Annotated in this window: 22 protein-coding genes; 10 read left to right on the plus strand and 12 right to left on the minus strand. The window is 36.6% G+C overall.

Going from position 1 to position 22,919, the window contains the following annotated elements; translation table 11 throughout:
- Positions 1–32: 32 nt before the first annotated feature.
- The 9 genes from GTK57_RS02675 to GTK57_RS02715 all read right to left on the minus strand — a co-directional run bounded on the left by GTK57_RS02675 (position 33) and on the right by GTK57_RS02715 (position 9,233).
- A complete protein-coding gene (locus GTK57_RS02675) occupies positions 33–356 on the minus strand; it encodes an RnfH family protein (protein WP_378226764.1) in 324 nt (107 codons plus the stop codon).
- Positions 356–1,438 (minus strand): SLC5/6 family protein, encoded by a 1,083-nt coding sequence (locus tag GTK57_RS02680; protein ID WP_163121209.1) that lies wholly within the window; start codon positions 1,436–1,438, stop codon positions 356–358. The genes GTK57_RS02675 and GTK57_RS02680 overlap by 1 nt, the downstream gene beginning before the upstream one ends.
- Positions 1,439–1,593: 155 nt before the next feature.
- A complete protein-coding gene (locus tag GTK57_RS02685; RefSeq protein ID WP_152874109.1) occupies positions 1,594–2,049 on the minus strand; it encodes a bacteriohemerythrin in 456 nt (151 codons plus the stop codon).
- A 275-nt stretch (positions 2,050–2,324) separates the two neighbouring features.
- On the minus strand, positions 2,325–3,173 hold the full coding sequence (locus GTK57_RS02690; RefSeq protein WP_163121211.1) for a class II glutamine amidotransferase: 849 nt from the start codon (positions 3,171–3,173) through the stop codon (positions 2,325–2,327).
- A 242-nt stretch (positions 3,174–3,415) separates the two neighbouring features.
- Positions 3,416–4,312, minus strand: coding sequence for an acetylglutamate kinase (gene argB, locus GTK57_RS02695; protein ID WP_152874111.1), 897 nt, complete (start codon positions 4,310–4,312; stop codon positions 3,416–3,418).
- A 10-nt stretch (positions 4,313–4,322) separates the two neighbouring features.
- Complete coding sequence (locus tag GTK57_RS02700) at positions 4,323–5,747, minus strand: phosphomannomutase/phosphoglucomutase (RefSeq protein WP_163121213.1); 1,425 nt, start codon at positions 5,745–5,747, stop codon at positions 4,323–4,325.
- A 172-nt stretch (positions 5,748–5,919) separates the two neighbouring features.
- Positions 5,920–6,372: a dUTP diphosphatase gene (gene dut / locus GTK57_RS02705; RefSeq protein ID WP_152874113.1), complete on the minus strand. Its 453-nt coding sequence runs from the start codon at positions 6,370–6,372 to the stop codon at positions 5,920–5,922.
- Between the two features lie 26 nt (positions 6,373–6,398).
- A complete protein-coding gene (locus GTK57_RS02710; protein WP_152874114.1) occupies positions 6,399–8,438 on the minus strand; it encodes a UvrD-helicase domain-containing protein in 2,040 nt (679 codons plus the stop codon).
- Between the two features lie 144 nt (positions 8,439–8,582).
- Positions 8,583–9,233: an OmpA family protein gene (locus GTK57_RS02715; RefSeq protein WP_152874115.1), complete on the minus strand. Its 651-nt coding sequence runs from the start codon at positions 9,231–9,233 to the stop codon at positions 8,583–8,585.
- Positions 9,234–9,474: 241 nt separating this feature from the next.
- Here GTK57_RS02715 and GTK57_RS02720 point away from each other — a divergent pair, with 241 nt between their 5' ends.
- The 6 genes from GTK57_RS02720 (at position 9,475) to GTK57_RS02745 (ending at position 13,997) form a co-directional block, all read left to right on the plus strand.
- A complete protein-coding gene (locus GTK57_RS02720; protein ID WP_163121215.1) occupies positions 9,475–10,410 on the plus strand; it encodes an acyltransferase in 936 nt (311 codons plus the stop codon).
- 5 nt (positions 10,411–10,415) lie between these two features.
- Entirely contained in the window at positions 10,416–11,480 is a 1,065-nt protein-coding gene (locus GTK57_RS02725; RefSeq protein WP_152874117.1) for a preprotein translocase subunit SecA, read from the plus strand.
- Positions 11,481–11,604: 124 nt separating this feature from the next.
- Complete coding sequence (gene minC / locus GTK57_RS02730; protein WP_152874118.1) at positions 11,605–12,318, plus strand: septum site-determining protein MinC; 714 nt, start codon at positions 11,605–11,607, stop codon at positions 12,316–12,318.
- 67 nt (positions 12,319–12,385) lie between these two features.
- The gene (gene minD / locus GTK57_RS02735) at positions 12,386–13,198 is read left to right on the plus strand and encodes a septum site-determining protein MinD (protein WP_163121217.1); all 813 of its coding nucleotides are present in this window, start codon (positions 12,386–12,388) and stop codon (positions 13,196–13,198) included.
- A gap of 1 nt (position 13,199) precedes the next feature.
- On the plus strand, positions 13,200–13,472 hold the full coding sequence (minE, locus tag GTK57_RS02740) for a cell division topological specificity factor MinE (RefSeq protein ID WP_152874119.1): 273 nt from the start codon (positions 13,200–13,202) through the stop codon (positions 13,470–13,472).
- Between the two features lie 237 nt (positions 13,473–13,709).
- Positions 13,710–13,997 carry a PA4642 family protein gene (locus tag GTK57_RS02745; protein WP_152874120.1) on the plus strand — a complete coding sequence of 96 codons (288 nt, stop codon included), beginning with the start codon at positions 13,710–13,712 and terminating at the stop codon, positions 13,995–13,997.
- 62 nt (positions 13,998–14,059) lie between these two features.
- Here the strand turns inward: GTK57_RS02745 and GTK57_RS02750 are convergent, their stop codons facing one another.
- The gene (locus tag GTK57_RS02750) at positions 14,060–14,683 is read right to left on the minus strand and encodes a LysE family transporter (RefSeq protein ID WP_152874121.1); all 624 of its coding nucleotides are present in this window, start codon (positions 14,681–14,683) and stop codon (positions 14,060–14,062) included.
- Between the two features lie 94 nt (positions 14,684–14,777).
- Positions 14,778–17,873 (minus strand): DNA translocase FtsK, encoded by a 3,096-nt coding sequence (locus tag GTK57_RS02755; RefSeq protein WP_163121219.1) that lies wholly within the window; start codon positions 17,871–17,873, stop codon positions 14,778–14,780.
- A gap of 250 nt (positions 17,874–18,123) precedes the next feature.
- Here GTK57_RS02755 and trxB point away from each other — a divergent pair, with 250 nt between their 5' ends.
- The 4 genes from trxB to GTK57_RS02775 all read left to right on the plus strand — a co-directional run bounded on the left by trxB (position 18,124) and on the right by GTK57_RS02775 (position 22,344).
- A complete protein-coding gene (gene trxB / locus GTK57_RS02760; protein WP_163121221.1) occupies positions 18,124–19,077 on the plus strand; it encodes a thioredoxin-disulfide reductase in 954 nt (317 codons plus the stop codon).
- 95 nt (positions 19,078–19,172) lie between these two features.
- Positions 19,173–20,723 (plus strand): class I SAM-dependent methyltransferase, encoded by a 1,551-nt coding sequence (locus tag GTK57_RS02765; RefSeq protein WP_152874124.1) that lies wholly within the window; start codon positions 19,173–19,175, stop codon positions 20,721–20,723.
- Positions 20,724–20,783: 60 nt separating this feature from the next.
- Positions 20,784–21,509: a leucyl/phenylalanyl-tRNA--protein transferase gene (gene aat / locus GTK57_RS02770; protein WP_152874125.1), complete on the plus strand. Its 726-nt coding sequence runs from the start codon at positions 20,784–20,786 to the stop codon at positions 21,507–21,509.
- A 19-nt stretch (positions 21,510–21,528) separates the two neighbouring features.
- A complete protein-coding gene (locus GTK57_RS02775; RefSeq protein ID WP_152874126.1) occupies positions 21,529–22,344 on the plus strand; it encodes an arginyltransferase in 816 nt (271 codons plus the stop codon).
- A gap of 14 nt (positions 22,345–22,358) precedes the next feature.
- Here GTK57_RS02775 and rimI read toward each other — a convergent pair whose 3' ends face one another.
- Positions 22,359–22,817, minus strand: a complete 459-nt coding sequence (gene rimI, locus GTK57_RS02780; RefSeq protein ID WP_152874127.1) for a ribosomal protein S18-alanine N-acetyltransferase — start codon at positions 22,815–22,817, stop codon at positions 22,359–22,361.
- Positions 22,818–22,919: the final 102 nt, after the last annotated feature.

Genomic DNA, 22,919 nt, shown 5'->3' on the forward strand with positions numbered 1-22,919 from the left:
AAAAAAAACCCCTCAATGAGGGGTTTTTTTTATTACTTCAATTGTTTAAAGCGATTACTTCGACAATAGCGACTTGTCGGATTATTTTCTGCACGTTTTCTTCGAATTTCTTTAGGGTTAATCGTTAAAGCCCTATAAATCTCTACACGATCCCCAATTTCAATTACTTGAGATAAATCTTTTAAACGTACACCAAAAACCCCCAATTGCAAATTTTCAGGTAATTCAACTTGCTCACGAATACCACTTTTATCAATTGCATCGAGTGCTGTCATGCCTTCAACAAAATCGACACGAATATTAAATTGCTGATCTTGGGCGGCATAAGCAACCCAAACGTCTTGACTCATCGACATTATAAAATTTGCCCAAGGTAAGACACAATCGCAAGAATAATTGAAAGTGGTAGAACAATACGAACCGCAATACGCCAAATATTATAAACAGCCTCATTGCTAAAATTTAATGCTTTACGCAAATGACTAATTTTCATTACCCAACCTACAAATATTGCATAAATGAAGCAAATAACTAAGCCCCAAAGAATAAGAACAATATTAAAAATAGGTGCGATAGCTGGAATTGCCCATAATAATGTTGCAGCAATTAAAAGTAACCATTGAATAGCAATATTGATATTACGTTGTGCAAGTTGTTCACGTGCAAGTTGTAAAATAAGCCCTGCTGAAGTAATAACTGCAAATATAAGTACAAATGCAGGAATTTGTGCTTGAGTGGCAAAAAAGCCAAATGCAACAACTGCTAATAATTGTGCAAACCAAATAGGTAATGCCGTTTTAGTTGCAGCATCTTCTGTTTTTACAACAGCAAGACTACTTTGCCAATAAATTCCCATGCCTAAACCACTGGCAACCAATGCAAGAATCGTTGCACTACCCCATTCGCTAAACGCTAAAGGTGTAACTTCCCATGCAGGTAAAGTCAGACCTGTCGTATTTGCTAAGATGAGCGATGCAATCACTGCAACTGCTGTTAAAAGCACAATAATTTGGCGTGGAACAAATGAAATCACAAATGCGACAATGGCAAGTCCAATAAATATAAGATGTGCTTCAATGCCTACAGATGCAAATTGAGTCAATAATTGGCTTGCATTAGAAAGCATTCCACCTGCAAGAAAAGGAATGAAAATGACAGATAACCAACCCACAAGACGCCATCTTTGTGAAGCATCGGCGTCTCTCGTTAAATTTGATAATGCTTGTAAAGCTGTTATTTTTGAACGTTTTGCTAATGCAATTTCTAGGTAGCATATAGGTAAAGCTAAAATCACCATAGTTCCAAGCCAAAGCAACCAAAAGTCTATTTGGCGTTCAACTAAAATACCTGTAACAGGTGCTAATGTTGCAATAATAATAAATGACAGACAAAACGCCATCAGCGGCGATATCCATCTTGATAGAGCATTATCTTGCATGATGCTTTCCTAATAAAAATCTATGGCTATTTTGCCCTGCTCACCGCGGAAAATCAAAACCCTATAAAAAGAAAAAGCAAACTATCTCGAAAGATAATTTGCTTCGCTGAATATTAAAACCTACTTATAATTCTTATTATGTTATTCATCCTTGATTATGAAAAAAAGCGGGCGAACCAGTTTTTACCTTTTTTCTGCTCTTTTTCTTTAATAATCCCCATCATATTTTCTTTTACAGCACCTACATAATCGGCATCATCGTGTTGAATATGGTTGATTAACCATTTAGACAATACTTCATGAAGCTCAGACTCAATCGACTGCCCCATCTCAAAACGATCACGGTAAGATTCAATTTTTTTAATAAATAAATCATGCACACGCTTATGTGGCACTCGATATTTATAGTCCGCTTCTTCTTGCAGTGATTCCTCAAAAGTAAAATGAGACTGCGTATAATCAATAATATTATCTAAAATTTGTTTCGTACGATTTCTATTTATATCATCCGCGATATCAACAATTTCATTAATATAATCGAGAATTCGTTTGTGCTGATCGTCAACCACATCGATACCAGTATTATATTCTGGAATCCATTTCATCTTCATGCGATCACCTGTTGATCTGTAAGTTACAAAACGCTTACAAAGCATAGTAGCCACATTTAAATGAAATAAAAATCAAGTAAATTACTTGGTATTTGCCAATTTACAGAAAAATAAATATAAAGCATTGTAATATATAGTTTATTTACCAAAAAACCGACCAAAAGACTCAATTATTAATTAAACAAAATATTGAATCAAAGTCACTTTAAAAACAAACTAAACCTATAAAAAACATAAAAATAATTTAAAAAAATTAACAACCATATTTATTAAAACTAATATTGATCTGCTTTGGTCACACGCTTTAATTCAGGGTTTAATCGCTCACGTTCAAGGCGATCAATAAATGTAAGCTCACGGCGAATAGGTTGACCATGTTGAAATAAAATCATTTCCCCTGGCTTGTATGCTAACCACTCTTCATTCTGTGTTAATGGCTCAGTTGTAATCACGGCAACGCGATCTTCGGGTGTTGTCACCTGACTAAAATCCACCTCAACATCAATATCAATAAGCTGAGCAGGCTTAAATGGATATTCACGTACTAACCAATGTAACTTCGTTACAGCGTAACTAAAAAGCGCTTGTCCATTTGAAAGACAAAAGTTAAATGTTCCATGTTCTGCAATTTTTGGTGAAACTTCTATTAATAAATCAAAAACTTGATCTAAAGTTGGCTCTTCATATCCAAATTTTTGCACCAATTGATCGAGTAAATAGCAGAAAGAACGCTCGCTGTCGGTATTACCAATTGGGGTAAAACGCCCCGATAAAGTCGGATTAAATCCGTGCAAATCGCCATTATGAGCAAAAATCCACTGGCGTCCCCACAACTCACGTACAAATGGATGGGAGTTTTCTAAGGTAATTTTACCTTGAGTCGCTTTACGAATATGTGCAATCACATTACGTGATTTAATTGGATAGTTTCTTATAAGCTCTGCAATTGGAGATTCCACCGCAGATTGATTATCTACAAATAAACGACATGCTTTATCTTCAAAAAAAGCGATACCAAAACCATCGCAATGGTCAGAGGTAATTCCTGCACGTTGCGAGAAACCACGAAATGAAAATGTAATATCCGTAGGTGTTGCGCAGTTCATTCCAAGTAGTTGGCACATAATTTTTCTATCAAGCAAATCTATTTATGTAATACAGATATTCTGCATGACACAGCAACCGATTTGCAAATCACAATGTCAAATAAGTTCTTCTTTTTCGCTTATTTGCTTTGTTTTCAATATTTAATTATTTCCATTTTTGAAAAATATTTTATTCCGCTTACAAATATCATTCATTCGAGAATCTAAGTATTAAAAAAGAGCCTAAATCAGGCTCTTTTTTAATCATGCTAGCTGTATTTTCACTTGCTTCGGTTGGTAATTAAAGTACCGACACCATGATCTGTGAAAATTTCTAACAATGTTGCATGAGGAACACGTCCATCTACAATATGCGCGCTAACAACACCGCCTTTTACAGCATCTAATGCACAACCTACTTTAGGAATCATGCCACCGTAAATCACGCCTGTTTCAATTAAACGATCAACTTCTTGCGTGGTTAAACCTGTAAGTAAGTTTTTGTTTTCGTCTAATACGCCTTTAATATTGGTCAACAATACTAATTTTTCAGCACCTAATGCTTCTGCAACTTTTCCTGCAACCAAGTCTGCATTAATGTTGTAAGTATTGCCTTCATCATCGACACCCAAAGGTGCAATAACAGGAATAAAGTCGCTATCTGTAAACATTTCAAGTACGTCAGTTTTAACACCAACCACTTCGCCCACTAAACCTAAGTCAATTTCTTGAACGGAACCATCTTCCATGGTTTTTTGCATTAACAGTTTTTGAGCGCGAATTAAGTTGCCATCTTTACCTGTTAAACCAATAGCACGACCACCGTGTTGATTAATCAAATTCACAATCGATTTATTCACGCTGCCGCCCAATACCATTTCAACAACTTCCATTGTTGCAGGATCGGTTACACGCATACCGTCAATACGGTCAGATTCACGTCCTAATTGCTTAAGGAAAGAATCGACTTGAGGACCACCACCATGCACAACAATTGGGTTTAAACCCACTGTTTTTAACAAGACGATATCTCGAGCAAACGAACTTTCTAGCTCAGGATCGGTCATTGCATTGCCGCCATATTTTACAACGAGGGTTTTACCCGAAAAACGTTGAATATACGGCAAAGCTTCTGTCAAGATTTGTGCTTTGTCGATGCCAGTATGCTGATGTGGCATTCGCCTCTCCTTATTGAGCATCTAAAATGTCTTGTGCGATTTTAGAGTATCGATCACTTAACATGTTAACAAATGTGTTTCGAATTTCATTTAAACGTGCTGAACTATCGGCATCAAAACGTACGGTGAAATACTCGCCCGTATTCGATGCTCGAATAATGCCAAATCCATCTTTAAAATCAAGTCGAATTCCATCAATTTTACTTAATTCTGCATTTAGATTTAGGCTTTGCTTTTCAAAATATTGCAGTACTTGAGATGGTTCTACATCGTGCGTACTAATATAAGTGTCTTCTGTACTAAAACGTGCAGGATATTTTGCAAATAATTCTGAAACTGTTTTAAAGCCAGATTCACTTAAATATTCTAGAACACGTAAAGCAGCATATAAGCCATCGTCATATCCTAGGCCACGTGCATCATTAAAGACATAGTGCCCCGCATATTCACCACCAAATACGGCATGACCATTCGAGTTTGCTAAATATGTGCGTAAAAATGTGCTACCTGTTCGAATCATTTTAGCTTGTCCACCTAAATGACGAATAGTATTTCGAACCATAGTCGAACACTTCACATCATAAACAACTTCACTATTCGGATGACTTTTCAAACATATTTCAGAAAAAAGTGATAACAACTGATCCGCAGATAGTGCTTTGGCTTTTTCATCTACAAGAACAAGTCGATCTCCATCGCCATCTAAGGCAATGCCAATATCTGCACCATGTTCTATTACTGCTACTTTTAATTTTTCTAAATGCTGCTCTTTTGATGGATCTGGTGCATGATCTGGAAAATGCCCATCGGCATGACAGCGAAGTGCAACCACATTGCAACCTAAGTTTTCCAAGATATGTGCGGCACATTCACCTGCTGAACCATTCAAACCATCAATAACAACTTTAAACTTATTTTTTAAATGAATATCTGAAATTAAATACTTTTGATATGCCAAGCAAAACTTTGCAATATGTTCAGCTTTCGCTTCATTTCTAATTTTATAGTTTGATGTTTGGAAATGATTCTGAGCTTTTTTTGCAATGTCTTGAATCATTTCAGGTGTAGGCGGTAAACCATTAAGCACCCATTTAATTCCATTGTCGGTTTTAGGATTATGACTTGCTGTCACCATAATACCATTGCCGTCATTTTGACCTGCAATAAAGTACAACATTGGGCTAGAACATTGACCAATTAAGGTGACTTCTAAACCTTTTTTCATGCATACGTGTTGAATGATTTCTGCATATTCAGCACTTGTTAAACGGGCATCATATCCTAAGGCAATTTTCTTTTGACCATGTTCAATGAACTGTTCAGCTAAACCACAAGCAACAGCATAGATACATTCAGGCGTAAGCATACTGACCTTGCCACGAATATCGTAGGCACGGAATACCTGAATTGGGAAAATTTGCTGAGCTAGATTCATAGGCAATGTTTTTTAATGTGGGAAATAAATGAAATACAATTCAAAAAATGATTGTAGAACCCTACAATTTTTATTTTCTCAGGTATCTGTAATTTTTAATACACTTTTTGTTACATTTAAGCAAAAAGCGATAAAGCATTCTTACTCTATCGCTTTTTAGGGTCAAATAAAATTAGTTTTTACCTGTATGACCAAAACCACCCGCACCGCGTTCGGTTGCAACAAATTCTTCAACTTGTTCAAATTCTGCTTGAACGACAGGAACTAAAACGTATTGAGCCAAACGTTCGCCTGGTTCTAATGTAAATGCAGTTTGACTACGGTTCCAAACCGATACCATAAGCTCACCTTGGTAATCTGAATCGATTAAACCCACTAAGTTACCTAAAACAATACCGTGCTTATGACCTAAGCCTGAACGTGGCAGAATTAAGCCTGCAAAATTTGTGTCTTGAATATAAATAGAAAGACCTGTTTTTACTAAAACAGTTTGACCTGGTTCAATTACAGTTGCTTCTTCAACACATGCACGTAAGTCTAAACCTGCAGAACCTGCAGTTGCATATGTTGGCATTGGCCACTCGCCACCTAAACGGCTATCAAGTACTTTAACTTGAACTTTCATAGTTTCTTTCCTATTGAGTAAATTTATTAACGCTTAATCAGCGCACGTAAGTTTTCTAAATACTGCTGAGCTTGTAGCTTAGGATCTATATCCCCTGCAAGCTTTTTCTTGCGTCCAAGCCAATCTAAATCATCTTGTGGGAGTTCATCTAAGAACCGACTTGGCGTCATTTGTTTCATTTGACCGCCTGCTTTACGTTGTTCTGCCAAAGTAATGGTTAAACCTTGACGTGCACGGGTAATGCCCACGTACATTAAACGACGCTCTTCTTCCACAGTTTCCGCAGCGATTGAGTTTTTATGTGGAAGAATTTCTTCTTCCAAACCAATTAAATACACGTATGGAAACTCAAGTCCTTTCGATGCGTGAAGCGTCAACAAATTCACTTTATCTGTATCTTCTTCTTCCTGTTGTTGCTCTAACATATCAAGCAACACCATTTTACGAATTACACTTTCAATATTCTTATCATCAACATCTTCCGCCCGATTAATCAGACTTTGAATACTGCTGTATAAAATTTCAATATTATCGAGCTTGGTTTTTTCTTGAGCAGGTGTTGCAGCCGATTCTTTGATGTAGTCGATATAACCTGCTTCAAACATCATTTGGCGAATAATAGGCACAGGTTCATCATCTTCAATCAAGTTTCGAGTGAAGGTATTAATAAAATCTGCAAACTCTGCCAATTGCGTGGTCGCTTTTTTAGGAATCGCCATCGTTAAACGTTGATCACCTGCTGCACCCAACAATGACAAATTACTTTCTTGTGCAAATAAGCCTAACTTTTCAAGCGTTACAGGACCAATTGCACGTTTTGGCGTATTAATAATTCGCAAGAATGCACTGTCATCTTCAGGGTTAATAATGAGTCGTAAATAACTCATAATATCTTTGATTTCTGCTCGACCAAAGAACGACTGACCACCCGAAAGCTTATAAGGAATTTGCATCTGACGTAATTGAGTTTCTAAAATACGCGCTTGGAAATTTCCTCGATACAAAATCGCATAATCTTTCCAGTTTTTACCATTCATCAATTTATGTGTGATGAGATCTTTGACTACGCGTTCTGCTTCATCATCATCATTACGGCAAGTAATCACACGAATAACATCGCCATGACCTTTATCTGACCATAATTTTTTATCAAATAAATGCGGATTATTTCCAATAACAGTGTTGGCTGCTTTTAAAATACGACTGGTTGAACGATAGTTTTGTTCTAATTTAATGACTTTTAAATTACGAAAATCTTCATTCAGTAATGCCATATTTTCAGGCTTTGCACCACGCCAAGCATAAATAGATTGGTCATCATCACCAACGGCAGTGAATTGTCCCATTACGCCAACAAGAAGTTTCACCAAAATATACTGTGCAGTGTTGGTATCTTGATACTCATCAACCAAAAGATAGCGGACACGGTTTTGCCATTTATCACGAACTTCTGCATTTTCTTGTAATAGACGCGTTGGCATCACAATCAAATCATCAAAATCTACGGCGTTATAGGCACGTAAATTACGTTCATAAAGTTGATAAAGATGCGCAAACTGAACATCTTCCGCAGTCTCACATGTTGTATGTGCTTGTTCTGGCGGAATTAAATCGTTTTTCCAATCTGAAATCATTTTCATTGCTTTGGCAATGAGTTCCTTACTTTCTGCACCCGACAAATTATCTCGATGCATTAAGTCCATCAAAATACGTTTGCAGTCATCTGCATCTAAAATAGAAAAGTTATTTTTTAATGGCGTATGTTTAAGTTCTAATCGAAGTAAATTCAGACCAAAGTTATGGAATGTCGAAACAGATAAACCTTTTGCTTCTTCACGCGTCATGAGTTTAGTTACACGTTCTTTCATTTCACGTGCAGCTTTGTTGGTAAACGTCATTGCTGTAATACGATGTGCAGGAATACCGCAATGCTTAACTAAATATGCAATTTTACGTGTAATTACTGAGGTTTTGCCCGAACCTGCCCCTGCAAGTACTAACAAGGGTCCTTGAGTATATTTCATGGCTTCAAGTTGCTTGTCGTTCAACTGACTTGCGAGTGACATAATTTTTCCTCTTCCTGATTCGAGGTTGATTATAGACATCTCACTTCAACTTGCATAATGAAAAAATTCAGTCAGCTTTTTTTGTTTAATTTTCGGTATAAAAAAACCACCCGAAGGTGGTTCTTTATTTATGCTCAATATAGATTATTGAGTTGCATAAACACTAATTTCTACACGACGGTTTTGTTCACGACCAGCTGCAGTTGAGTTGTCAGCGATTGGGTTAGCCGCGCCTTGACCTTGTGCATTAATACGAGTAGTCGACACGCCTTGTGAAGCGATGTAGCTAGCAACAGATTGCGCACGAGCTTGAGACAAAGGAATGTTGATTGAATCATTACCTGTGTTATCTGTATAACCTGTTACAAGAATCGCGCTCTTGTTATCTTCAGCTAAAACTTGCGCAACTTTGTTTAAAGTTGTGTAGAAGTTTGGCTTAATCGCAGATTTGTTCGTATCAAATGTAATGTTACCTGGCATAATTAGACCAACAGAACCATCTGGATTACGGCTTACATCAATACCAGTACCCGCTGTTGCTGCGCGTAATTTTTTCTCTTTATTGTCAAGGTAAGCACCACCAACACCACCTAATACTGCACCAATTGCTGCTGCGCGGTTGTTTTGGCTAGATGTATTTGCATTCCCTTTAGAAACACCATAACCCGCCAAAGCACCAACTACTGCACCGATCGCTGCTTTATCGTATTCAACGCCGCCAATGTTATTACCTGTTGTTTGGCAACCTGAAAGAACCATTGCCCCGACTACTGCTGAAATTGCTAGTGCACGCATCTGCATGACTCCTATATATGTTAATGTTTTGTTGTCGTGAAAAATAATGGAATAAAATTTGTAGTTAGACCATTGATTTTTTGTTAATAATAAGTTGTTTGATTACAATTTGTAATATTTATTTAAATTATTTGATCAAGTTCATCATATTTTTCACATAGTTGAACATTAACACTTTTTTATATCATAAAGTCGTTTTATATTTAGCATAAACTCTAATCAAAATCATTTTATCCTAAGGATGAGATATGTCTGCACCATCAAAAAACAACCTTTGTTGAAAAAAATTACAAATGGTCTTACTGTGGGCTCAATTGTCGCAGGAAGTACATTCTTTCATGGTCCGCCTGTTCTTGCTTTAGGTTTAACAAAACTATTTAAAAAATCACGTAAAGTTGATGAAACAAATATTCAAATTACCAACAGTTGGTTAAGTGTAAACAATTGGTTAATTGATCATGTATTACCCAACACACAATGGAATATTTCTGTCGACGAAAATTTAGATCTGAATCTGCAAGGTCGTTACTTAATGACCTGTAATCATCAAAGTTGGGTCGATACAACAGTGAACCAATATTTTGGTTTAACGCGTATGCCTTTGACACGTTTCTTTACAAAATGGGAACTTATTTTTATTCCATTTGTTGGGCAAGCCTTCAAAATTTTAGGCTTCCCAATGATGAAACGTCATTCAAAAGAACAAATTGCAAAAAATCCTGCGTTGAGATATCGCGATATTGAAGAAGCACGTAAGTCGTGTGAACAGTTACTTAGCCAACCATTTACCTTGCTAAATTACTTGGAAGGTACACGTTTTACGCCAGAAAAACATGCTCAGCAAAAGTCTCCGTATAAGCATTTGCTTAAACCTAAGGCAGGCGGTTTAGCATTAGCACTAAATATTTTGGGTGAAAAAATTGATGCACTTGTTGATATGACTATCATTTACCCCAATGGTGCACCTGGTTATGGTGAATTTTGGTTAGGTGATGTACCTAAAATTGCGGTAAATTTACGTAAAATAGAAATTCCTGAATGGGTTCACGGAGGCAATTATGAAGATGATGCCGAATATCGTGTGCGCTTCCAAGAATGGGTTGATGATTTATGGACTGAAAAAGACCAACTTATTGAAAAAATGAAACAAAAAATTGCATCAACGGAGTCGTTTTAAACAAAATGAGTGAAAATGCGAGCAAGAAAAAAATCACACCTACTTTTAATTTTGTACAGCAAGGTTCGTGGGGATGGAAAGTCGCGTTAGCTTATGACGTATTTATGATGTTTTTAATCATCATAAATTTATTTTGTTTATGCTCAAATGCAATTTTAATGAGCGATTTTGGTGAATGGTTATTTAATTTTATTCATTTGCCAGATGTTTTACAGTTTTATCGAACTGCGCTTAGACCTTGGGTCATCATTACCGAAGGTTGGTTTATTAGCTTTTTAATTATTGAGCTTTTTATTCGCTGGATGATTGCTATTGTTTTAAAGCAACATCAACGCTGGTTCTTCTTCCCTTTTATACATTGGTATGAAGTACTCGCAATTCTGCCACAATTACGTTTTTTACGTTTATTACGCGCAGGTGTAATCGCCTACCAACTACATGATCATGGTTATAAAATTTTCCCTGAAAGTTGGTACAAACAAGTTTATTTTTATTACAACTTGGTGATGGAAGAACTCTCTAGCCGAATTGTTTTAACGGTCTTAAATGGTATAAAAACAGAACTCAGTACAAGTACTACGCATAAAAAGCTCATTGAAGATTTGGTCAATCATCATCGTGAATTATTTGCTGTTGCTTTGGCAGATATTTTACAAGATTCTTTAGGCAAAGAATTACAACAACATCGCCAACTTATTGCCAAAGATGTTGGACAAATTGTCAATAAAGCCATTGAAGATACACCTGAACTCACTCAATTACTTCGCCTTATTCCAATTGTTGGTGGTCGTATTGAACAACAAATTCAAAGTATTGGTCAGCGTTTAGGGGAAAATATTACACAAGGTTTAATTGAACCTTTTGCAACCAACCGTGTAGAACCTAAATTAAGCAGTTATAAATATATCTCTGAACGTATTAGTAAGATACCATTTGAAAATAATGAGCATATCGTCAAACTGGTAGAGTCTGCTGTATTTGAAAGTTTAGAAGCCATTCAACAACAGGTAAAAGTCAAACAATGGCAACAAATACTCGAAGAAAGTAAAAATGAGCATGGAAAAATATAACCAGATTCGATGTAAAATAAATTGAAAACCATGCTAGAGAAATCATTAAAATTGTTCTAGCATTTGCTCCACATACAATAGCGCTTCGACCACAAATATAGGTTAGAAGAATTAAGGAAAAAATATGGCTGAAATACGGATAAAAGGCAGAATGGTCAATGCAATTCGCATTAGCCTAGATACCAATGATCATGATGCTATCCGCAAGCAATTATCACCTATGCTTGAAAAAACAGCGCCACAAGGTACGCTGGCTGTCATTGAAAGTTCAGTAGACCAAGAGCTCATTGCACTTATTCAGTTGTTAATAGATCTCGACTTACAGCCAATGGCTGTTACTGAAGGTCCTTTATCTGAACAAGCACGTGCAATTCAGTTCCCTGTTATTCCTCCCGATCGTCAAATGCAACAAGTTAAAGCGACGAAAGAACAAGTTGTAGAAGTCAAAGTAGATGCATCAACCGATGTTCAACCTGAAAAAATCATAGCGCCTATCATCACACACGTGACGTCATATCATGATGAAATGCTACGAACAGGTCAAAGCCTTGTGCAAGATCATGGTGATATCATCTTGAATAATGGCATTAATAGCGGTTCTGAAGTAATTGCTTCAGGAAATGTACATATTTATGGTAGCGTCCGTGGTAGAGTTATTGCAGGGGCAGGTGGAAACCATTTAGCGCGAATTTTTTGTCACTCATTAGAAGCGGAACTCGTTTCTATTGCAGGAACATATTGTGTTGCAGATGACATTCCACAGCACGTACTTAAAAAAGCTGTACACATATACTTAAATGATAACCAAGAGCTCGTATTTGACGCTCTGCAATTTTAATGTATAAATAAACACCAAAAAGCCCCAAACAATAGGGGAATTTGAAACCATTACAGGAGTGGATTCGGTGGCGAAAATTGTTGTCGTAACATCAGGCAAAGGTGGCGTAGGTAAAACTACGACAAGCGCATCTTTTGCAACAGGTTTAGCCCAACGCGGTCATAAAACAGTTGTTATCGATTTTGACGTAGGTCTACGTAACCTAGATTTAATCATGGGGTGTGAGCGTCGCGTTGTTTACGATTTTGTAAACGTATTAAATAACGAAGCTCGATTACAACAAGCACTTATTAAAGATAAAGATTTAGAAAATCTTTTCATTTTACCTGCTTCTCAAACACGTGATAAAGATGCCTTAACAGATGAAGGCGTTGCTCGCGTTATGGATGAACTTTCACAAGAGTTTGATTACATTATTTGTGACTCTCCTGCTGGGATTGAACGTGGTGCAATTTTAGCCATGTATCATGCAGATGAAGCCATTATTGTAACTAACCCAGAAATTTCTTCTGTTCGTGACTCAGATCGTATTATTGGTATGCTTGATAGCAAAACCAAGAAAGTAGAACAGAATGAAGGTCGTATTCGTAAACATTTATGTATCACACGTTTCAACCCTGAACGTGCTGACAAACAAGAAATGTTAACAATCGACGATATTTCTAAAGATATTTTGCGTATCCCAACACTGGGTGTAATTCCTGAATGTAAAAGTGTCTTACAAGCATCTAACGAAGGTAAGCCTGTAATTTTATTTACAGAAGAGGCTGCAGGACAAGCTTACGATGACTTAGTTGCTCGCTTCCTTGGTGAAGATCGCCCTTACCGTCACATCACGGTTAAGCCTAAAGGTTGGTTAGCACGTTTATTTGGAGGATAAGATGGCTGGATTCTGGAGTAAATTATTTAGCAGCGAAGAAAAACCATCTAGTGCTCAAATGGCGAAAGATCGTTTAAAAGTAATTGTTGCATCTGAACAAGGTCTTGGTAAACGTTTAAGCCAAGATAAAATCGACCAAATGAAAAAAGAAATCATGCAGGTTGTAAACCGCTATGTTCGTGGTGTAGATGAAGAACACATTCAAATGTCTGTTCGTTCTGAAGCAAATATCGAAATGCTTGAAATGAATATCAATTTGCCTGAAGAGCGTTAATTTGATTTTTGATTAGTCAAGCAAATTGAATCAGGGCAAAATATGAGACAGGATCAGCGAAGCACTGCTTCTCCCTGTCGCAAGACGAGAAGCTATGCTTCGAATAGGCTAATTGCAATTTTTGCACCGACTACTCGGCAAGTATTGGCTTCAAGACAAAGTAAATAAAGTACTTTGTCTCTTGCTTAATCATATTTTGCCCTTTTTTATTATTTAAAAAACACCAAGGAGCTAGTAATGGCATTGTCTCAACCAGCAACGTTTAATGAAGAATGGTCAGATGAGCGTGTATTTGCCTATTTAACTCAGCTTCCTCCTGAAGGTGTGAATGCTGATTTTCATGTGCTTTATCATGCATTCAAACACATGCGCCCATTTGACTACACGCGCTTATTAACTCAATTTGTTGCAGATGGTCGTGATGTCAATGCTACGAATCCTGAAGGTCAGCGTATTCATGATATTATTGCCGAATACCCTCGCCAAAGTGCTGAATTTTTAGATGTTCTAGCAAAGTTTGCTTAAATATTCTTAAATAAAAAAAGACCGCAATAAGTGGTCTTTTTTTATCTTCTAAACTTTTGTATTTATTTGCTAAAAATTAAATAACCACCAAACGTAGTAAATAAGCCACCTACTACTCCATCAATCCATTTTGTAGACTTCTGATATGCATGCTTAAAACTTGGCAATGAGAAAATAAACACCACAAATAAGAACCATACAAGGCTTTCAAATGTCACTACAAGCAATAGCAATGTATGGGAGTCATTCAAGATGGGATTGGCAAGAAACATCGAAAATACACTGCCAAAATAAATGACAGCTTTTGGATTTGATAAATTGGTAAATAATCCTTGTAAGAAAAAACGCATATTACTTTGAGGCAATATAATTTCTTTTATTTCAGCAGTTTCAGTTTTCTTAGCAAATGCAGATTTAAGCATTTGAAAACCTAACCAACATAAATAAATTCCACCTAAAACCAATAAGACTTTACGCAACCACACAAATTTCTCAAAAATATAATTTAAACCAAGAAGTGCAAACAAGGCCCATAAAAAAATGGCGCATGTAATACCTAACACAACAAAAATAGCCTGCTTACGTGAACGACTAATTGCTGTTTGAGACACCATAAAAAAATCTGGCCCAGGTGTAACCAATGCACATAAATGGATAAATGACAGCGTTAATAAAGCCCACAACATCTTACATTCTCACAATAAAAAAGCAGTTTGGAGTGACAAACTGCTTTTAGTTCATATTGGATTTAAAATTAAACGATTTAACCCAATCATGGAATTAAACCAAAATATCTCGCTTACCATTTGGCCCCATTGCACTTACGATACCGCTTTCTTCCATTTGGTCGATAATACGAGCTGCACGATTATAACCAAGGCTAAATTTACGCTGTAACGATGATGTAGATGCTTTACGAGTTTCTAGTACAAATGAAACACACTGATCATACAACGCATCTCGATCAGAACCACCCTCACCATCTTCATAACCACGCGATGATGTGTCTTCATCATAAGGTGTCAGAATTTCGTCGACATAATTTGGATCACCACGCTCACGCCATGCATCACAAATACGGTTAACTTCATCATCTGAAATAAATGCGCCATGAACACGCTCAGGTTCAATTTTACCCGGCCCAAGGAACAACATATCACCATGACCCAGTAAATCTTCTGCACCACCAGCATCTAAAATGGTACGCGAATCGAGCTTACTATTTACACGTAAAGCTGCGCGAGTTGGAATATTCGCTTTAATAAGACCTGTTACAACATCTACTGTTGGACGTTGAGTTGCAAGCAATAAGTGAATACCTGCAGCACGTGATTTTTGCGCTAAGCGTGTAATCATTTCTTCTGCTTTTTTACCGACTTGCATGATCATATCTGCAAATTCGTCGGCAACAATGACAATTAATGGCATAGGTTGTAAACGTGGTGCACGATTTATCGTTGCCGTATCGTCAGGTTTCCATGTTGGATCAATTAAGTCTTCACCATTAGCAATGGCTTCTTCAACCTTACGGTTATAGTCCGTTAATTTACGAACTTTAAGCAAAGACATTAATTTGTAACGACGTTCCATTTCATTCACACACCAGTTCAATGCATTTACAGCATCTTTCATGTCTGTAACAACAGGTGTTAATAAGTGTGGAATATCATTGTAGTTTGCAAGTTCCAATTGCTTTGGATCGATCATGATTAAACGCAATTGTTCAGGCGTGTATTTGAGTAACATCGACAATAACATCGCATTTACAGCAACCGATTTACCCGAACCCGTCGTACCAGCAACCAACATATGTGGGGCTTTGGCTAAATCGGCTAATACAGGATTACCCGAAATATCTTTACCCATTGCCATACTTAATAATGCATTTGGATCACGATAAGCAGGTGTTTCAAGTAGCTCAATTAAGCGCACCATTTCACGTGTACTGTTTGGCACTTCAATTCCGATATAAGGTTTACCCGGAATAACCTCGACTACACGAACGGAAGCCATCGACATTGAACGCGCTAAGTCACGTGAAATATTGGTCACTTTGGATGCTTTTACACCTGGTGCCAAATCTAACTCAAAACGCGTAACAACAGGTCCCGGTTGAGCCTCTATCACTTTAGCTTTAACGTTAAACTCTTGAAGTTTAATTTCTAATAATTCAGATAATCGCGCCAATTGTTCCGCGGTAAAGTTCACTTTCTTATTTGGATCAACTTTATCTAAAATATCCAAGCCTGGAAGCGTTGGAAGATCACGTCGTTTCGCAGCAACTTGCATTGCACGTGACATAGGTCGACCAAAGGCATCTGTTAAAGGCGCATCTAAATCAAAATCATCTTCTTTAACATCTAGCTCATCTTCAACCGCACCACCTGTCGTACCCTGCCAAGCCTCACGAAACGCATCTTTATTGCTACTCACTAATTCCTTTTCATCTTCAGATACCAAAGGTGCAACGGGTTGAAAATCTGTCTGAATTTGAGCTTTTACAAATGGACTAGACTGCGCATAGCTGCTGGTAGATTTGACTTCAGTTGTTTCAACTTCTTTGCTTTCATCTAGCAAGAAATCATCTAAGTGATCAAAATCATCCAGTACAATATTGGTAGATGCAGCTGTCATTGCAACAGTAGATGCTGTTTGAGCTGCTAAAGTTGGTGCGACTGTTGTAGCGATAGAATGGATTACACCATCTGCCACTGAATGCTCTGCTACAGAGTTATCGACATGATTAAATGGCGTATGCACATCTGTTGCAGTTTTATTATTTGGAACCGCAGCCAACAATTCGTCAAAGATCTCGTCATCATCCCAATTGATATTTTGCTTGGTCGATGTCTGTGAATATGTTTGTTCCTGCCCATTTACAGAAGAATCATATGCCTGACGACTATCTTGCGAAGCTTTTAACAATTCATTAATGTCATTTTTATGCTTCTGTTCAGAATCATCATGAATTGCGCGCCAAACTTCACCTGTTTCAACAACTTTAGAGCTTTCTTGCTCGAGTTGATGTGCTTTTTCAAGTTCAATCTCAAATTCTAATTCATCATCTTTATCGAATTGAATATTAGATTGTTTTTCGTTTTGTACTTGATATTCACGCTCCTCACGATCAACCATATCTGCAAACAAACGATTTGCGATATGGTCATCTACAGGAGATTGCTCAACAGCCGTTTTTGTATTTATCAATGGTTCCGATTGAACCGAATTTGTAATCGGTGAACTTTTAGCTACGACTTTATCCGCTTGAATTGGCGCATGACTAAAACTGGAATCTGCTTCGGGTACGTTTCTATAAAACAAATCTTGTAGATAAGCAGGTGTTGCCTTCATCGTACTCCAAGTTCTATTCCATTGAATACCGAATGCAAGTGTAAATAACACCACCCAAAATACAATTAAGAAAACACTTGCACCGTAAATCGTTAAAAGTGAAGAAAGGCTTTGCCCTAGTTCATAACCAATAATACCGCCTGATGCATTTTCTAAAGTATCAGCAGGAACATTCCAGAATAAATATAAGATGCTCGATGTTGAAAGCAAAATAAAAAACTGTGCAGCATAACGAAATGGCTTATTCAAGAAACTTCTAGGCCACCACAGTTGAATTGCTTCAATGAAAAAATATAAAGGTATTAACACACTTGCCCAGCCTAAAAAGCCAAACAATAAGTCTGCAAACCAAGCACCCACTACACCGCTTGCATTTGAAACTGTTTGCGTATCACTCGAAACATGCATCCAGCCCGGATCAAAAGGTGTATATGTTACTGTTGCAAGGAACAGATAAATCCCAAATGAGATTAAAAATAATGTGATTATAAAGCGCTGTGCATAGGCACCCGACACCGCTGTCATATACTATCCTGTAACCAATTATTCATCGTATTTTTGTCGCAAACCCAATTCGGATCTACAGATAATTAACTTTATATTATGCACCTGTTCACCAAAAAAAGATGCAAGATAATGTGAGTAAGTGTTTAACATCATTCTATATAGTTCAAATCGATTTAAATGATCAATAATATCGACTTTAATCTCACACAACTGTTATACAGTTTCACGTATAATTTCACAAATTTCTAAATAAAAAAGGATTCAACAGATGAGCGCTCGTCACTCACGTTTGGTTATTCTTGGCTCTGGTCCTGCTGGTTATAGCGCAGCAGTTTATGCTGCTCGTGCAAACCTTAAGCCTACGCTTATTGCAGGCTTACAACTTGGTGGTCAATTAACAACAACAACTGAAGTTGATAACTGGCCAGGTGGTGTTGAAGGCTTAACAGGGCCTGCCCTTATGGAGCAAATGCAAGCACATGCTGAACGTTTCGGCACTGAAATTGTGTATGACCATATTAATGAAGTAAATTTAAACGTACGCCCTTTTGTACTAAAAGGAGATATGGAAGAATTCACTTGTGATGCACTCATTATTTGTACAGGTGCAACAGCTCAATATTTAGGTCTTGAATCTGAAGTAAAATTCATGGGTCAAGGCGTAAGTGCTTGCGCAACATGTGATGGTTTCTTCTATAAAAACCAAAAAGTAATGGTTATCGGTGGTGGTAATACTGCTGTTGAAGAAGCGCTTTATTTATCAAATATTGCATCACACGTTACTCTCGTTCACCGTCGTGATACTTTGCGTTCTGAAAAAATCCTTCAAGATCATCTTTTTGCGAAAGAAAAAGAAGGCAAAATCAGCATTATTTGGAATCACCAAGTAGATGAAGTGATTGGTGATAGCACGGGTGTAACTTCTGTGCGTCTTCAATCTACAAAAGATGAATCGACTCAAGATATTGATGTAACAGGTTTGTTTGTTGCTATTGGTCATAAACCAAACAGCGAAATGTTTGATGGTCAATTACAACTTCGTGATGGTTACATTCAAGTTCAAAGTGGAACTGCTGGTAATGCAACTCAAACGTCCGTTACTGGTGTATTCGCTGCAGGTGATATTGCCGATAGTATTTATCGTCAAGCAATCACATCTGCAGGTTCGGGTTGCATGGCTGCATTAGATGCGGAAAAATACCTTGATGCATTAAGTGATTAATCATTTTTCTTATAAATTTAACCACCTTCGGGTGGTTTTATTTTAACTAAAAATCAATTATAACTACCACAAATAAAATAATATTGGCGATTCTAATGACAACAAATTGGACCGATGGTTACCAAACAGAAGTAAACTACACTTATGGTTATTACAAGGATTTAAGTCCTAACTATCAAAAATTTTGTCTATTACTTAGCGGGATAGACACGCCAGATAACACTGAAGAACAAAATCACTGTGAGTTAGGTTTCGGGCAAGGTGTAAGCTTAAATATTCATGCCGCATCAAATTTAGGGACTTTTTATGGTACTGACTTCAATCCTGCTCATGCTGCTCATGCCAATATTCTTGCGGCAAAAGCAAAAACAGAACATTATCTTTTTGATGCAAGCTTTGAAGAGTTATTTGCAAAAGATTTACCTCAGTTTGATAGCATCAGTTTACATGGTATTTGGAGTTGGATTAGCCACGAAAACCAAGCAATTATTCTCAAATTTATCCGTAAATACTTAAAACCAAATGGTATTGTTTATATTAGTTACAACTGCCTAACGGGTTGGGCGGCAAATATGCCAATTCGTGAACTATTTCATAGTCATTTTAAATTTAATAGTAAAAGCCTCAACCCACTACAAAAGGTAAAGGACTCTTTAGATTTTAGTGAAGCTCTGCTTCAACAAGAACCCACTTTTACCATTAGAAACCCCAACGCACTTCAAAAAGTTTTAGATCTTAAAAAGCAGAATCCTAATTACTTAATCCATGAGTACTTAAATCAAGACTGGCAATGCTTTTCATTTCAACAAGTCATGAAAACTTTGGAGGATATTAAGTTATCTTATGCAAGCTCAAGTGATTTAAATGTACATCTTGATAACATTAATTTTAGTGAAGAGCATCAGCAATTTATTAACGCTATCGAACACCCGATTTTCAAAGAACAATGCCGTGATTATTTTGCTAATACACAATTTAGACGGGATTTATTTATACGAGGGAAAAATACATTACCCCCTCTAGAAATCAATGAAAAATTCAAAAAATTATCCTTCATTCTTCTCACCTCTCCGAACCAAATCCCTCTTACAATTAACGGTTATTTGGGTGAATTTAATTTAATTCAGGACATTTACAAACCTATTAGCGATTGTTTCTTAAATAATGAATATGCACCAATCACCGTATCTCAAATTGAATCTAACACCCCAGAGCTGAACTATAACCAAATTTCTAATGCGCTGATCGTCTTATGCCACTTAGGTATTGTACAGCCGTGCTTTAATGAACCAACAGATCAAATTTTAAAACAATCTCAAGACCTCAACCTATATATCCTTGAACAGGCAAGCTTTCATCAAAACTACCAAGTATTAGCGAATCCTTATTCAGGTATTGGTATCCCGATTGATCATTTTAGTCAGCTATTTTACAAAGCATATTTCTATGAAAATTTAAAAACAGCTCTAGAATTTGCTCAATTCACATTAAAGAAAATACAAAATTTAAATTTATTCGTTTTAGATGAAAATGGAGAAATGACCTCCGACCTAGAAAAAAGTTTAATTATTATTGAGAAAAAAGCACAAATTTTTATCGATTCAGACAAACTTAAAATTGCTCAGAAATTAAAGCTTTTTGCTTAATCATTAACATCGCCCACAAGATCAGCTAATATAAAAACTGATTTTGTAGATGATTTTCTTATGCTTCCACCTTCACAATATATATTCCCCAATCCCATTGAAGTCGATTTGGATGGTGAAGGCTTAATCTGTATTGGTGCAGACTTATCTCCTTCTACGCTATATGAAGCTTATACACATGGGATTTTCCCATGGTTTTCCGAAGGTGAACCTATTTGTTGGTGGAGTCCTGAGCCACGCTGTATTATCAATCCAAAACAATATCATCCAAGTAAATCACTTATACGAAACATGAAAAAATTTGATTATAAAATCACAATAAATCATGCTTTTGAACAGGTAATTCGCTCATGCTCCTTACCCAGAAGTTACGCAAATGAAACTTGGATTAGTGAAGATATTATTCAAGGTTATTGCCAACTTTTTGATGCTGGATATGGTTATAGCATTGAAGTTTGGGGAAATGAAAAGCTTGTCGGTGGATTATATGGTGTAAGCATTGGTCAAGGCTGTTTTGGCGAATCAATGTTTAGTACAGAAACCGATGTTTCAAAAATGGCATTTTATACACTAATGCTTTTAGCCAAAGAAAATAATCTACCCTGGGTTGACTGCCAATTAGTCAATGAGCACCTTTTAAGTTTAGGTGCAAGTACAATTTCTAGACAAGCATATTTAGAATCGTTAAAAAATGTTGTAAAACTCCCCCAAGTGGATTGGAAAATATATAAAGACAGTGTATTTTCAAGTAAAACAATAGCATCCAATAATTATTTATTTGAATGAAAATAAGAGGGATATTTCAATGAATTCATACCAACCAAAATCCCTACTCAATGAATTACAGTATTACATCACGCCACCACATGACTGTAGCTATCTAACAAAAAAAACAGCACGAATGGTTTTCCTCGACCCAGAACATCGTATCGATGTGGTCACACTTTCTGAATTATCTAGAGTTGGCTTTAGACGTAGTGGCGATTTCACCTATCGACCAGAATGTAACTTATGTCGTCAATGCATATCATCACGCGTACCTGCTCAAGAATTTACCATGAATAGCATTCAGAAAAAGGCATGGAAAAAAAATCAAGATCTTGAGATACGCATTATTTCAACCAATGATGCAACCGATGAACATTTTCAATTATATGAAAAATATATAAATGAGCGACATGCCGACGGTGATATGTTTCCGCCAACTCAAGAGCAATTTGAAAAGTTCTTAGTCATTAGCTGCACAGACAGTATTTTTATTGAATTTCGTTTAAATCAAAAACTTATTGCAGTTTCTACATGCGACCAACTTGATGATGGCTTATCTGCGGTTTATACCTTTTTTGAACCAAAGGAAAGTAAACGCTCTTTAGGTACTTTTGCCATTTTAAAACAAATCGAATATGCACGTAGTTTAGGATTACAGTACGTTTATTTAGGCTATTGGGTACCACATTCCAGTAAAATGAACTATAAATCTCAATTTATTCCACTTGATTTATTATTAGATGGTCAATGGAGACGTTTAAATCGCTCATTAACAAGCGATGAAATTCAACAATTGGGCAATTCACTAATGACAACCCTACCGACAGGTTGGAATCACCCAATCATTAAATAAATACTGACAAAAGCTTATTTAAATAATTTAGAAAAATCATCTGTGCATGATTTCACCATAATTACAGCATGCTCTTTTGTACCATCCACATTTGGATAATAATTTCTTCTAAGGTCTATTTGATGAAAACCTGATTTTTCATATAAACCAATTGCAGCTAAATTACTTTCTCTTACTTCTAAAAATATCTGAACAGGATCATTTTTCAGCAAAGCGATAGATTCATCTAAAAGCTTATAACCAACCCCTTTTCCTTGTTGATTTGGATGAACCGCCATAAGCAGAAGATTTGCTTCATCTAACACTGGCTGTAAAATACAAAATCCGACCACTTTTCCATTTACTTCATAAACCGTACTTTGATAAGAGTCTACAGACTCTTCAAATTGAGTTTTAGTCCATGGATGGCTTTGCACAAGCTTTTCAATTTGTGTTACCGCATCAATATCTGCCGCTTGCATCAAACGAAACATTATTCGTTCTTCTATAATTTAAAATAATGAGCAGATTATATGGATTTTAAAACTTAATGCGAATATTTAATGCATAAAAAAAGCGCCTCAAAGAGGCGCTTT

It is taken from the genome of Acinetobacter portensis, from assembly GCF_010646905.1.
Lineage (GTDB): Bacteria > Pseudomonadota > Gammaproteobacteria > Pseudomonadales > Moraxellaceae > Acinetobacter > Acinetobacter portensis.

Bases quoted from the DNA above. Each gene is read 5' to 3' on its own strand.
- GTK57_RS02675 (WP_378226764.1), bottom strand. From the start codon at position 356: ATGTCGATGAGTCAAGACGTTTGGGTTGCTTATGCCGCCCAAGATCAG.
- GTK57_RS02680 (WP_163121209.1), bottom strand. From the start codon at position 1,438: ATGCAAGATAATGCTCTATCAAGATGGATATCGCCGCTGATGGCGTTT.
- GTK57_RS02685 (WP_152874109.1), bottom strand. From the start codon at position 2,049: ATGAAGATGAAATGGATTCCAGAATATAATACTGGTATCGATGTGGTT.
- GTK57_RS02690 (WP_163121211.1), bottom strand. From the start codon at position 3,173: ATGTGCCAACTACTTGGAATGAACTGCGCAACACCTACGGATATTACA.
- argB (WP_152874111.1), bottom strand. From the start codon at position 4,312: ATGCCACATCAGCATACTGGCATCGACAAAGCACAAATCTTGACAGAA.
- GTK57_RS02700 (WP_163121213.1), bottom strand. From the start codon at position 5,747: ATGAATCTAGCTCAGCAAATTTTCCCAATTCAGGTATTCCGTGCCTAC.
- dut (WP_152874113.1), bottom strand. From the start codon at position 6,372: ATGAAAGTTCAAGTTAAAGTACTTGATAGCCGTTTAGGTGGCGAGTGG.
- GTK57_RS02710 (WP_152874114.1), bottom strand. From the start codon at position 8,438: ATGTCACTCGCAAGTCAGTTGAACGACAAGCAACTTGAAGCCATGAAA.
- GTK57_RS02715 (WP_152874115.1), bottom strand. From the start codon at position 9,233: ATGCGTGCACTAGCAATTTCAGCAGTAGTCGGGGCAATGGTTCTTTCA.
- GTK57_RS02720 (WP_163121215.1), top strand. From the start codon at position 9,475: ATGAGATATGTCTGCACCATCAAAAAACAACCTTTGTTGAAAAAAATT.
- GTK57_RS02725 (WP_152874117.1), top strand. From the start codon at position 10,416: ATGAGTGAAAATGCGAGCAAGAAAAAAATCACACCTACTTTTAATTTT.
- minC (WP_152874118.1), top strand. From the start codon at position 11,605: ATGGCTGAAATACGGATAAAAGGCAGAATGGTCAATGCAATTCGCATT.
- minE (WP_152874119.1), top strand. From the start codon at position 13,200: ATGGCTGGATTCTGGAGTAAATTATTTAGCAGCGAAGAAAAACCATCT.
- GTK57_RS02745 (WP_152874120.1), top strand. From the start codon at position 13,710: ATGGCATTGTCTCAACCAGCAACGTTTAATGAAGAATGGTCAGATGAG.
- GTK57_RS02750 (WP_152874121.1), bottom strand. From the start codon at position 14,683: ATGTTGTGGGCTTTATTAACGCTGTCATTTATCCATTTATGTGCATTG.
- GTK57_RS02755 (WP_163121219.1), bottom strand. From the start codon at position 17,873: ATGACAGCGGTGTCGGGTGCCTATGCACAGCGCTTTATAATCACATTA.
- trxB (WP_163121221.1), top strand. From the start codon at position 18,124: ATGAGCGCTCGTCACTCACGTTTGGTTATTCTTGGCTCTGGTCCTGCT.
- GTK57_RS02765 (WP_152874124.1), top strand. From the start codon at position 19,173: ATGACAACAAATTGGACCGATGGTTACCAAACAGAAGTAAACTACACT.
- aat (WP_152874125.1), top strand. From the start codon at position 20,784: ATGCTTCCACCTTCACAATATATATTCCCCAATCCCATTGAAGTCGAT.
- GTK57_RS02775 (WP_152874126.1), top strand. From the start codon at position 21,529: ATGAATTCATACCAACCAAAATCCCTACTCAATGAATTACAGTATTAC.
- rimI (WP_152874127.1), bottom strand. From the start codon at position 22,817: ATGTTTCGTTTGATGCAAGCGGCAGATATTGATGCGGTAACACAAATT.